This window comes from Neisseria sp. HMSC068C12 (assembly GCF_001814095.1).
GTDB classification, from domain to species: Bacteria; Pseudomonadota; Gammaproteobacteria; order Burkholderiales; family Neisseriaceae; genus Neisseria; species Neisseria perflava.
The window spans coordinates 68,340-80,436 of sequence record NZ_KV814829.1 but is presented as its reverse complement, the minus strand read 5'-3'; the positions used below and the strand labels follow the sequence as shown (position 1 = coordinate 80,436).

At 50.9% G+C, this 12,097-nt stretch carries 11 protein-coding genes; 5 read left to right on the top strand and 6 right to left on the bottom strand.

Features of this window, described 5'->3' with window-relative positions:
• Positions 1-156: 156 nt before the first annotated feature.
• A complete protein-coding gene (dnaG, locus tag HMPREF2952_RS09970) occupies positions 157-1,929 on the bottom strand; it encodes a DNA primase (protein WP_049335257.1) in 1,773 nt (590 codons plus the stop codon).
• 329 nt (positions 1,930-2,258) lie between these two features.
• On the opposite strand from dnaG, the gene HMPREF2952_RS09965 reads away from it, so the two are divergent.
• A complete protein-coding gene (locus tag HMPREF2952_RS09965; protein WP_004520316.1) occupies positions 2,259-3,695 on the top strand; it encodes an NAD-dependent succinate-semialdehyde dehydrogenase in 1,437 nt (478 codons plus the stop codon).
• A gap of 50 nt (positions 3,696-3,745) precedes the next feature.
• Here HMPREF2952_RS09965 and HMPREF2952_RS09960 read toward each other — a convergent pair whose 3' ends face one another.
• Together HMPREF2952_RS09960 and HMPREF2952_RS09955 are read right to left on the bottom strand one after the other, a co-directional pair.
• Positions 3,746-4,732 (bottom strand): malate dehydrogenase, encoded by a 987-nt coding sequence (locus HMPREF2952_RS09960; protein WP_003680720.1) that lies wholly within the window; start codon positions 4,730-4,732, stop codon positions 3,746-3,748.
• 121 nt (positions 4,733-4,853) lie between these two features.
• A complete protein-coding gene (locus tag HMPREF2952_RS09955) occupies positions 4,854-5,828 on the bottom strand; it encodes a PhoH family protein (protein WP_004520317.1) in 975 nt (324 codons plus the stop codon).
• Positions 5,829-5,930: 102 nt separating this feature from the next.
• On the opposite strand from HMPREF2952_RS09955, the gene HMPREF2952_RS09950 reads away from it, so the two are divergent.
• The 3 genes from HMPREF2952_RS09950 (at position 5,931) to rlmB (ending at position 7,758) form a co-directional block, all read left to right on the top strand.
• The gene (locus tag HMPREF2952_RS09950) at positions 5,931-6,641 is read left to right on the top strand and encodes an AzlC family ABC transporter permease (protein WP_070695631.1); all 711 of its coding nucleotides are present in this window, start codon (positions 5,931-5,933) and stop codon (positions 6,639-6,641) included.
• Entirely contained in the window at positions 6,638-6,946 is a 309-nt protein-coding gene (locus tag HMPREF2952_RS09945) for an AzlD family protein (RefSeq protein WP_070695630.1), read from the top strand. The genes HMPREF2952_RS09950 and HMPREF2952_RS09945 overlap by 4 nt, the downstream gene beginning before the upstream one ends.
• A gap of 62 nt (positions 6,947-7,008) precedes the next feature.
• Positions 7,009-7,758: a 23S rRNA (guanosine(2251)-2'-O)-methyltransferase RlmB gene (rlmB, locus tag HMPREF2952_RS09940; protein WP_070695629.1), complete on the top strand. Its 750-nt coding sequence runs from the start codon at positions 7,009-7,011 to the stop codon at positions 7,756-7,758.
• A gap of 53 nt (positions 7,759-7,811) precedes the next feature.
• Here rlmB and HMPREF2952_RS09935 read toward each other — a convergent pair whose 3' ends face one another.
• The 3 genes from HMPREF2952_RS09935 to pdxH form a co-directional block, all read right to left on the bottom strand.
• Positions 7,812-9,404: a vWA domain-containing protein gene (locus tag HMPREF2952_RS09935; protein WP_070695628.1), complete on the bottom strand. Its 1,593-nt coding sequence runs from the start codon at positions 9,402-9,404 to the stop codon at positions 7,812-7,814.
• 251 nt (positions 9,405-9,655) lie between these two features.
• The gene (locus HMPREF2952_RS09930) at positions 9,656-10,714 is read right to left on the bottom strand and encodes a pseudouridine synthase (RefSeq protein ID WP_070695627.1); all 1,059 of its coding nucleotides are present in this window, start codon (positions 10,712-10,714) and stop codon (positions 9,656-9,658) included.
• A 159-nt stretch (positions 10,715-10,873) separates the two neighbouring features.
• Positions 10,874-11,506: a pyridoxamine 5'-phosphate oxidase gene (pdxH, locus tag HMPREF2952_RS09925; RefSeq protein WP_070695626.1), complete on the bottom strand. Its 633-nt coding sequence runs from the start codon at positions 11,504-11,506 to the stop codon at positions 10,874-10,876.
• Between the two features lie 111 nt (positions 11,507-11,617).
• On the opposite strand from pdxH, the gene dut reads away from it, so the two are divergent.
• Positions 11,618-12,070, top strand: coding sequence for a dUTP diphosphatase (dut, locus tag HMPREF2952_RS09920; protein ID WP_070695625.1), 453 nt, complete (start codon positions 11,618-11,620; stop codon positions 12,068-12,070).
• The last annotated feature ends 27 nt before the right edge of the window (positions 12,071-12,097 follow it).

Below are 12,097 nucleotides of genomic sequence, written 5' to 3'. Positions count from 1 at the left end.
GGTGATGTGGCCGTACCTGAAGGCGGAGCAGAGCTTTTTGTTGTGAAATCAGATTTCACTTTAATACTCTGAGGCTGTCTGAAAATATTACAGATGGAGTGTTCTGCGTGTCATGTTTCGCAGCGTGTGTTTAGATTGTTCAGACGGCCTGAGGGGTTAGTTTTGCTTTGCCGTCAAAAGCGACAGCAATAGTCTTTTTTCATTTTCAGTCAAACCAGTTTGAATACTTTTTTGCTTTAAAGTTTCGATTTGACTGTATTTTAATTCATTTAACAACTTTTTCATGCCGATTTGGAAACTTTCGCAATCTTCTTCGTTATCCCCTTCCATTTCTTCAGAGTGAAGGGTCGATAAAAAGATTTGATTGACGGTTTCCTCATAGGGCGAACCGCGCATATATTCAAACACTTGTGCAGTTGCAGGAGTCGTGTCGTGATGCTTGATGGTTTCGGCCAAATTGGCAAGGCAGGCAAAATCGCCGCTTAACGCCAGATAATCGGGCAGGTCTATATATGAAGCCCAAGCCGGATTTATCAAGAGGCTTCGTATCTGTCTTTGAACCAGTGTCAGCATGGTTGGCTGTTTGACAGAAATAGGCGGCAGTTTGTAACTTTTTTGTTTGACGTGCCGCTTGGGCGCTTCTTGTCCGAGTAACTGGGCGAGGTTGTCAGGATCAATACCCACCAACTCACTAAGTTTTTGTTTCAGGAGATAGCCCAATGCCGGCGCGGTAATTTGCGCTAAAAGCGGAGAACTGGTTTTGACCAATTCTGCTTTGCCTTCTTGCGTATTGAGGTTGAGGCCGTCTGAAAGATGTTCCCAAAAGTATTCCGATAGGGGCTTGCTTTGGTTTAACAAGGCATCTTCAAATTGAGCCTTGCCATAGGCACGGATGTAGCTGTCTGGGTCGTGTTCTTCGGGTAGGAATAGAAAATGCAGCGATTTATCGTCTTTTAATTGCGGTAACGCATTTTCCAGCGCGCGCCAAGCCGCTTTACGTCCCGCGCTGTCGCCATCAAAACAAAAATAAATACTGTCGGCCTGACGCATCAGGATTTTGACGTGTTCCGCCGTGGTTGCCGTACCCAAAGCCGCTACGCCGTAGCCGACGCCGAACTGCGCCAATGCGACCACGTCCATGTAGCCTTCGACCACCAAAATCCGTCCTGCCTCTTTTACGGCAGCACGCCCTTCATATAGCCCGTAAAGGTTTTTCCCTTTATCGAACAAAGGGGTATCGGGAGAATTCAGGTATTTGGGTTTGGAGTCATCCAATACGCGGCCACCAAAGCCGATGACCTGTCCGCGAGGATTGCGGATGGGGAACATAACCCGATGGCGAAAGCGGTCATAATGTTTGCCTTCGTTATCAATGACCATACCCGTATCCACTAACGCAGTATTCGGATAGGGTTGGAATACTTGCGCCAAAGGTTGCCAACCGTCAGGCGCATAGCCCAAACCATAATGCGCGATGACTTCCGCACTCAAGCCGCGCTTATCCAAATAAGCCTTCGCCACCGGATTGAATTTCAACTGTTGCGCATAAAAATCCGCCGCCGCCGCCGTCGTTTCTTCCAAAGTTTGTTGCTTTTTTTTACGTTCGGCACGGATTTCGGGGTTGTCTTCCTGCCCGCGAACTTTAGGCACTGTCATACCGACGCGATCAGCCAAAAACTGCACCGCCTCCGGAAACGACAGCCCCTGATGTTCCATCACAAAACCAATCGCCGAACCATGAGCCCCGCAACTGAAGCAATGGTAAAACTGCTTGGTCGGGCTGACCGAAAACGATGGCGTCTTTTCCTTATGAAACGGACAGCAGGCCATATAGTTCGCCCCGCCTTTCTTCAGCGGAACCTGTTCGTCGATAATATCGACAATATCGACTTTGGACAAAAGCTCGTCAATGAAATCAGATGGAATCATGGTTCGGCAGAAGAGGATGGACGGAAAATATTTCAGACGGCCTTATAAACAGACAAAGGCCGTCTGAAAATGGAATTTTAGATGAGGGTCGAGATGAGTTTTGTATTATAGCAAATAGTTGTAATACATGTGTCTTATCCTTTTGAGGTAGGGTATTAATAATCGTATTTCATTCGTTATTAAGATAGATATGATGTCGTTAAAGCAAAGGCCGGCTATAAGATATTCAGACGACCTTTGCTGTTGTCTTATTTTGCGATTCAGTTGCGCTTTCATGGTATGAATATGATAATGAACGTATATCCTCGGTTTTAGAAAGGTCGTTTCTCATGAAAGATTTTGCACGTTTGCTCAATCATCCCGATATTTCCTTTTCTCCGATTCCAGATGCCATTAAAGTTGATAACCCTGCAACAGGTGAGGCTTTGGCGTTTGTCCGTAAGACTGATTCAGACGGCCTGAAGCTTTTGATTCAAAAGGCAGAGGCGGCACAAAAATTATGGGCGGCAAAAACTGCGTTGGAGCGGGCCGATGTGTTGTGGCGCTGGTATTTTTTGATTAAAGAAAACAAAGAAGAACTCGCGCGTATCATGACGATGGAGCAGGGCAAAAGCCTGACTGAGGCGCGTGGTGAAATTGATTATGCGGCTTCGTTTGTGCGCTGGTTTGCGGAAGAGGCGCGGCGGATTGACGGCGATGTGCTGACAAGTGTGAAAGCGTCGCAAAAACTGGTTGTACTGAAACAGCCTGTCGGCGTTACCGCTGCGATTACGCCGTGGAACTTCCCGTCTGCGATGATTGCGCGCAAGGCTGCGCCTGCTTTGGCGGTGGGCTGTGCGATGATAGTTAAACCTGCATCGCTCACGCCTTTGAGTGCGTATGCATTGGTCGTTTTGGCTTATGAAGCCGGCGTGCCGCAGGATTTGTTGCCTGTTGTCAGCGGTAGTGCTTCGGAAATCAGCCATGAATTTGCCACGAATCCGACTGTGCGCAAAATCAGCTTTACTGGCTCAACCGAAGTCGGCGCGAAGATTTTTGCCGACAGCGCGGCAGACATTAAAAAACTCAGTTTGGAACTGGGCGGCAATGCGCCGTTTATCGTGTTTGACGATGCCAATTTGGACAAAGCCGTTGAAGGCGCTCTGGCCAGCAAGTTCCGCAACAGCGGTCAGACCTGCGTCTGCACCAACCGCGTTTACGCTCAATCCGGCATTTACGACGAATTTTGCAGCAAATTAAGTGAAAAAGTGGCTGCGCTCAAATTGGGCAACGGCTTGGATGAAGGCGTCAACCAAGGGCCATTGATTGAGGAAAAAGCGGTGGAGAAAGTCGAGCAGCACATCGCCGACGCGCTCTCCAAAGGCGCGGTTTGCCTGACTGGCGGCAAACGCAGCGCGTTGGGCGGAACATTTTTTGAGCCGACTGTTTTAAGCGGCGTTACGGCGCAAATGGCGGTAGCTCGCGAGGAAACCTTCGGACCTTTGTGTCCGGTGTTCCGTTTTGAAACCGAAGCCGAAGTTATCGAGGCTGCGAACAATACGGAATACGGTTTGGCAGCTTACCTTTTTACCTCTGACACCGCCCGTCAATGGCGCGTCGGCGAAGCCTTGGAATACGGCATGGTCGGCATCAATACGGGCTTAATCAGTAATGAAGTAGCACCGTTTGGCGGCGTAAAACGCAGCGGTTTGGGACGTGAAGGCAGTAAATATGGTGTGGACGAATATTTGGAATTGAAATATTTGTGTATTGATATGGCGGAATAAGGCTGTACAGTAAAGGCCGTCTGAAATTTGGTTTTCAGACGGCCTTTGTTTTAGAGTAGATCCTGGATGGCTGAACGCTCTTCTTCCAATTCGGCCAGCGTAGCGGCGATACGTTTTTGGCTGAATTCATCCGACAAGTCCAAGCCTTGGACGATGCGGTAGCTGCCTTCGTCACAAATGACGGGGAAGCCGAAAATCAAACCTTCGGGAATGCCGTAAGAGCCGTCGGATGGAACGCCCATGGTTATCCATTTACCACTGCTGCCGAGCAACCAGTCGCGCAGGTGGTAGATGGCGGCATTGGCGGCAGAGGCAGCGGATGATGAACCGCGTGCGGCAATAATGGCGGCACCGCGTCCGGCAATTTTCGGCATGAAGACTTCGGTGTTCCAGTCGGGTTCGGTAATCATGTCTTGGACGGACTCGCCGTTGCTGGTGGCGTAGCGGTAGTCGGCGTACATAGTCGGGCTGTGGTTGCCCCAGACACACATTTGCTCGATGGAAGTAATCGGGCGGTTGATTTTTTCGGCAATTTGGCTGACGGCGCGGTGATGGTCGAGACGCATCAGGGCGGTAAAATTTTCCGGAGGGATGTCGGGTGCAGATTTCATGGCGATGTAGGCGTTGGTATTGGCCGGGTTGCCGACAACGAGGACTTTAACGTTGCGATTGGCAACTTTGTTCAACGCCGCGCCTTGTACTTTGAAAATTTCGCCATTGGCGTGCAGCAAGTCGGCGCGCTCCATGCCTTGCGTACGCGGGCGCGCTCCAATCAAGAGGGCGATGTCGGCATCTTTGAAGGCGACTTCGGGGTCGTCTGTGGCGAAGATGTCGGCAAGGAGCGGGAAGGCGCAATCCTGCATTTCCATAATCACGCCGCGCAATGCCTGTTGTGCCTGCGGCAGGTCGAGCAGCTGTAGGATAACGGGTTGGTCGCGTCCGAGCATGATGCCGCCGGCGATACGGAAGAGGGTGGCGTAGGCGATTTGGCCTGCCGCGCCGGTAACGGCAATTCGGACGGGTGGCTTGAGGGTCATATTTTTCCTTTTGAAGTCGTTGTTTTACTTGATTTTCGGATTATAGCAGTATTATGGGGAGAATGATGTAGTAAGGCCGTCTGAAATTTGATTTTCAGACGGCCTTAAGTGTTTGAAAAGATTATTCGCCGTTTTTCTTTTCGGCTTGTTCTTCGGCAGCTTCATAGGCTTCGACGATTTTTTGCACCAAAGGATGGCGGACGACGTCTTCGCTGGTGAAGGTGTGGAAATACAGGCCTTCTACATCGCGCAGTTTTTCGCGTGCATCTTTCAAGCCGGATTTGATGTTGCGCGGCAGGTCGATTTGGCTGATGTCGCCGGTAATGACTGCTTTGGCACCGAAGCCGATACGGGTCAGGAACATTTTCATTTGTTCGGGCGTAGTGTTTTGCGCTTCGTCCAAAATGACATACGCGCCATTTAAGGTGCGGCCGCGCATATAGGCCAGCGGCGCAATTTCAATCAAACCTTTTTCCATCAGTTTGGTTACACGGTCGAAACCCATCAAATCGTAAAGCGCATCGTAAAGCGGTCGCAGGTAGGGATCGACTTTTTGCGCCAAATCGCCCGGCAGGAAGCCTAATTTTTCGCCTGCTTCGACTGCTGGGCGCACCAAAACGATGCGTTCGATTTGATGTTTTTCCATGGCATCGACGGCGGCGGCAACGGCAAGATAGGTCTTACCCGTACCGGCAGGGCCTAAGCCGAACACGACATCGTGGTTGAGCAAGGCGCGGATATAGCCGTTTTGGCGCGGGGTGCGGCCGCCGATGCTGCCGCGTTTGGTGCGGAAATAGTATTGTTGGTCGTGGTGTTTCTCTTCGTGTTTTTCATCTGCGGTTTTGGCTTCAACGGCCGCTAGGCTGATGGCGTTGTCGTCTAAGTCGCCTTTTTCTGCGGCTTCGGCAAGCGACAGCAAGGCACGGCGGCCGGCGTGTGCCAGTTCGCCCATGAAGGTGAAATGTTCGAAGCGGCGGCTGATTTGGATATCAAGGGCTTTACCTAAGGCTTCGAGATTGCTGTCGAGCGCGCCGCACAGGCGTTGCAACACGGTATTGTCAATTTCTTCAAACTGCAGATGGACGGTGTGGGTCATATTGGTTTCCGTAAATAAATCTAATTTTTCCGTATTATACCCTTGTTCAGACGGCCTGCTTTATAATACGTCGCTTCTTTTTAATAAACCGTTTCAATCAAAATGAATCACACTGCTTCTCCTCAATCGGAATTTCTGCGCGGTATCAAAGAATGTTCCCCCATGCTGATCGGCTTGTTGCCGTGGGCGCTGATTTTGGGCATGCAGGGCGGGCAAAAGGGCATGAGCTGGCTGGAAATGCTGTTGATGACGGGCATGAACTTTGCCGGAGGTTCGGAATTTGCCGCAGTCAATTTGTGGGCAAATCCTTTGCCAATTATGCTGATTGCAACAGTTACGTTTATGATTAATTCGCGCCATATCCTGATGGGTGCGGCGATTGCGCCGTATATGAGGGATATGCCGCTGAAAAAGGCGATGCCCGCGCTGTTTTTTATGTGTGATGAAAGCTGGGCAATGGCATTTGCTGAAATTCAAAAGCGTAAGGCGGCAGGTTTGCCTGCATTCAATATGCCGTTTTATGCCGGCGTGTGTTTTATTTTGTATGTAACGTGGATTGGTTTTGCGGCGTTTGGCGCGGCAGTCGGCCCGATGTTCGGCGATGTGGCGGCTTGGGGCTTCGGCATGGCGTTTCCTGCGGTGTTTTTGGTGTTGCTGCGCGGGATGTGGAAGAGCTTTGCGGCTTCGCGCCCTTGGTTTGTCAGCCTGATTGTGGCGTGCGCAACCTATTTGACCGTGGATGGCGCATGGTATGTTCCAGCCGGAACGTTGTCGGGCTTGTTGGCGGCGTATTTGTGGGGAGAGCAAAAATGAAGGATTTGTTGTCGCTGCAATCGTTTCTGCTGTTTTTAAGCATGTTGGCTGTTACCTATTCAACCCGATTAATCGGCTTTTTTGCATTGCGCAACCGTACATTGAGCCGTCGTGCGCAAGTAGTTATGGAGGCTGCGTCGGGCTGCGTGTTGATTTCCGTGATTGCGCCTTATTTTGTGTCGGATAAACCGCATGAGCTGATTGCCATTGCTTTGACGGTATTGGCAGCCAGCCGGTTTTCGATGTTGGTGACGGTATTAATCGGGGTCGGTACTTCGGGCATACTCGGTTATTTGATGAAATAAAAAATTTTCAGACGGCCTTACTTGTTATAATGGCCGTCTGAATTTTTTGATAAAGCAAAAACATGGCAAACCAACGACTCATCTATGGCTTTCACGCCGTCAATGCCCGTTTGTGGCAAAACCCGAAATCGATTACCGAACTCTATATCCAAGAGGGCAAATCCGATGCACGCACCCGCGATGTATTGGATAAAGCGGCCTCTGAAAACGTACGCGTGCATTTTGCCGATGCCGACCGCCTGAATGCCATCAGCAAAGGGGCGCGTCATCAGGGCGTGGTCGGGTTTATCGATGCTTCCAAAAACCATGTTCATTTGGAAGATGTGTTGGAAAACCTGAGCGAACCACCGTTTTTGCTGATATTGGACGGCATCACCGACCCGCACAACCTCGGCGCGTGCCTGCGTACTGCCGATGCGATGGGTGTACATGCCGTGATTGCGCCCAAAGACAAAAGTGCCGGCCTGAATGCGACCGTCAGCAAAGTTGCCTGTGGCGCGGCGGAAACCGTGCCGTATATTACCGTAACCAATCTTGCCCGTACTTTGCGTGAATTGAAAGAGTACGGCATTTGGATTGTCGGCACAGACATGGGCGGCGACTCCGACCTTTACCACTGCGACTTGCCCGACAGCGTGGCCTGGGTAATGGGCAACGAAGGCGAAGGTATGCGCCGCCTGACGCGCGAGCATTGCGATATGCTGGTATCGATTCCGATGTTTGGCACTGTAGAAAGTATGAACGTTTCCGTCAGCGCGGGCATGGTATTGAGCGAAACCCGCCGTCAACGGGTGTTGAAATCGGAAAAATAAAAAGTTTAATTAAAAGGCCGTCTGAATGTTCTTCAGACGGCCTTTTTCAGGTTTTATTCTTTAACCAAAGGACCTGATTTCTTTTCGCTACCGGCGGCAATGCGTACCAATTGGAGAAACTCCGATTTCAGTTCAAATGGATCATTGCCTTGGACTTGCTGCGCCATTTTTTCGATGTCGCTCCAGCCCAGTTTGCCGTTGTATTCGCCGCCGCGCAGGGCTTGCGCGTAAGAGGCTGCGGCAAGAGCGAGCAGGGTGTCTTTATTGGCTTGCTCCAGCGGTTTGCTGCCAACGGGGATTGCTTGTTCCATCAGCTTGCTGTCTTTTTCCCCAGGCAGCTTATAGCGGACTTTGACAAAGGCGTATTCGTTTTTACTGCCTTTAGCGGCAGGGGCTTTTTGATAGCGTGATTTGTTCAGCCAGCCGTTTTTGCCTGCCGGAATGATTTCATAGATGGCGGTCACGCTGTGGCCTGAGCCTATATCGCCCGCATCTACTTTGTCATTGTTGAAGTCTTCATTGCGTAGAGTGCGGTTGGTGTAGCCGACCAAGCGGTATTCTTTGACAGTGGCAGGATTGAATTCGACTTGGATTTTGACATCTTGCGCAACGGTGGCAAGCGTGGAAGTCAGTTGCTGCTGCAGAACTTTTTTCGCTTCTTTTTCGTTGTCGATATAGCTGTAATTGCCGTCGCCTGCATCGGCAATTTGTTCCATCATGTCTTCGTTGTAATTGTCCGTACCGAAGCCTAGCGTGCTGAGTGAAACGCCGGTTTTACGTTTTTCGGCAACCATGGATTTGAGCGTCTCGGTATCAGATACACCAACATTAAAGTCGCCATCGGTCGCCAAAAGGATACGGTTGATGCCGTTGGGTACGAAGGCTTTTTGCGCTTGCTCATAAGCCATTTGCAGTGCGGATTCGCCGTCTGTTGCGCCGCCTGCTCGCAGCTTGTCGATGGCGTTCAGGATGGTTTCTTTATTTGCACCTGATGTGGGCGGGAGTACCAGATCTTCACCTGACGCATAGGTAATCAAGGTCACTTTGTCTTGCGGGCGCAGTTGTCGGGTTAGGATGCGCAGGGTTTCTTGAACCAGCGGAAGTTTGTTTTCTGCATTCATACTACCGGATACGTCCACAAGGAAAACGAGGTTGGCAGGCGGCAGGTCTTTCTTTGCCGTGTCTTGTGCTTGGATACCGATTTTGATCAGCTTGGCTTCCGGTTGCCATGGAGAATCAATGGTTTCAGTATGAACGGCAAATGGACGGCCGTCAGTAGGCAGCGGATAGTTATAAGGGAAGTAATTGACGATTTCCTCAATCCGTACAGCATCTTTAGGCGGCTGTTTGCCGCTGTTCAGAAATCGGCGGACGTTGGCGTAGCTGCCGGTATCGACATCGATGCTAAATGTGGAAACAGGTTCTTGAGCAACGGATTTGACCGGTTGGTCGGGTTGGTCTTGGTAGCGTTCAGTGTTTCGAACATTGACAGTAGGTGTTTTAACCTTCTGTATGGCAACAATTTGGCTTTCCTTGAATCCTAGAGAGGGACCAAAAGAGGGGTTCGAGTATTCTTTTGAGTCAGAACATGCAGTCAAAGCTGCCAAAGTGAGTATGGAAACGGTTTTCAGGAAGAAACGGGGCATGATTTAAGCTCCTGGGAAATATCACATGCTGATTATTAAAAGTGTTGATGGCAGTGTATTGGCAGAGTTAACGCTGGTGCTGAGTCACTTTTTTTGAATTTTAATGTGTGAATAGTGGGTTAAGTTTAAATCAGGACAAGGCGGAGCAATGCGGTACTGGTTTAAACTTAACCCACTATGTTTATGACTTGTGCAAGATTTTGTCGGGCTGAGACGATTTTGTAAAGGCCTCAGCCCCGATTTATCTTACATTAACTTTTCTTCCGGCGACGTTCGCCCGGCAACAGCATATCTGCCCATTTGATGATGTTGGCGACTTCTGCAGGATTGAGTTCGTAGAATTGGCCGCGTTTGAGGCGGTTTGGCAGGCCGATGGGGCCGAAGCCTACGCGGACGAGGCGGCTGACGGTCAGGCCTTGGCTTTCAAAAATACGGCGTACTTCGCGGTTGCGGCCTTCTTTGATGACGACGTTGTACCATTTGTTTGCGCCTTCTCCGCCTTGTTCGTAGATGCGTTCTACTTTTGCTAGACCGTCTTCTAGCATCACACCTTCTTCGGTCAGGACGCACATTTGTTCGGTGGTCAACTCGCCCAATACGCGCACGGCGTATTCGCGTTCGACTTCAAAGCTGGGGTGGGCAAAGCGTTGAACGAGTTCGCCTGAAGTGGTCAGAATCAAGAGGCCGCTGGTATTGATGTCCAAACGGCCGATGGCCACCCAGCGGCTGCTGGCTGCTTGCGGCAGGCGGTCGAAAATGCTGACGCGGCCTTGCGGGTCGTCGCGGGAAACGATTTCGCCTTCTTGTTTGTAGTAGAGGATGATGCGTGGCAGGCGGTCTGCCCATTTGAGTTTGATGATGCTGCCTTTGACGGTAACATGATCGTCGGGCGTAACTTTTTCACCCAGTTGGGCTACACGGCCGTTGACCGTTACCCAGCCGTTGCTGATCCATTCTTCCATTTCGCGGCGTGAGCCGACGCCGGAAGCAGCCAGGACTTTTTGCAGGCGCTCGGGTTCGAAGCGGGAAAGGTCGCTGCGGCGTTCTTTCAAATCGCGGGCATGCTCCATGATTTTTTGGTTTGGGTTGCGGACAACCAGTTTTTTGGCTTTGGCGGCACGTTGTTTAGGCGCGGTATTTTGAGCTTTGGGGCCGTCTGAAACTTTTTGGTTGTAAGGTTTGCCTGATGTTTTTCGATCGTCGTCGGGACGTTTCTTATTGGCAAAGGATTTGGCCGGTTTGGAAGGTTTTTTGGCGGTAGAGGATACGCCGTCGCGCCATTGGCGTTTGCTGGAAGGCTGTTTGGACATGATTTTTCCTAACTCGCTTGAAAAAGCGGTTCTTCTGCGGCGGTTGCGGCAGGGGTTGGATTGGGGGAAAAGGCCGTCTGAAAATCAAATTCAGACGGCCTGCTGATGAAAGGTTGTATTGTAACTCAACCAGTAAATTTTTGTTTGAAAATCCGAAAATTATGGTGAAAGGCGTTCGCGTATCCAGTTGCCGTCAACCAGGCGGTATTGGATGCGGTCGTGCAGGCGGCTGGGGCGACCTTGCCAGAATTCGATGCGGTCGGGGATGACGAGGTATCCGCCCCAATGCGGCGGGCGGGGGACATGTAAGGGATGTTTGACGCCGACAGCTGCGGCTTTGGCCACCAAAACAGCTTTGCTGGAAATCACTTCGCTTTGATCGCTTGCCCATGCGCCGATACGGCTGGTATACGGGCGGCTTTCAAAATATTCGTCCGAAGCGGCGGCGTCGAGTTTTTCAATGCGTCCTTCAACGCGCACTTGGCGTTCGAGTTCCGGCCAGAAAAAAGTCATGGCGGCAAAAGGGTGTGCCGTATAGGAGCGGCCTTTGCGGCTGTGGTAATTGGTAAAGAAAACAAAGCCTTTGGGGTTGACTTCTTTCAGCAGTACCATGCGGCTGTTGGGCCTGCCGTCTTCGCCCACGGCGGCAACGTTGACCGCGGTCGGTTCGTTGACTTCGGCGTGAATCGCTTCGTTCAGCCATTGCTCGAATTGGACAATCGGGTCGGCGTGGCATTCGGCTTCCGACAGCTCGCGTTTGCTGTAATCTTCGCGGATATTGTGCAGATCCATGATTTTTCTCCTTAGGTCTGACTGAATCATACTCCGTTTTTTCAGGCGGCCTCAAGGGCATTTGTGTATAATCGTAGCCCTTTCCAATATAGAACAATACGGAGTCCTGTCATGCAAACCGAAGTCGAACTGAAAATCTTAAATCCGAAAATGGCCGATTCCCTGCCTGCTTATGCAACGCCCGGTTCTGCCGGTTTGGACTTGCGTGCCTGCCTGGATGAAGCCGTTGTGTTACAGCCGGGCGATGTATATCTTGTTCCGACCGGTTTGGCGGTGCATTTGGCCAACCCTGTTTACGCAGCCGTTTTGTTGCCGCGTTCCGGTTTGGGCCATAAACACGGTATTGTTTTGGGTAACTTGGTCGGTTTGATTGACTCGGATTATCAAGGCGAATTGAAGGTTTCTCTGTGGAACCGTGGTAAAGAAGCGTTTACCATCGAGCCGATGGAACGAATCGCGCAAATGGTGATTGTGCCGGTTGTCCAAGCCGCGTTTAAGGTTGTGGACGAGTTTGCCGCCAGCGAGCGCGGTGAAGGCGGATTCGGCAGTACCGGCAAAGCCTGATTCTTTAAAAGGCCGTCTGTAACAGGA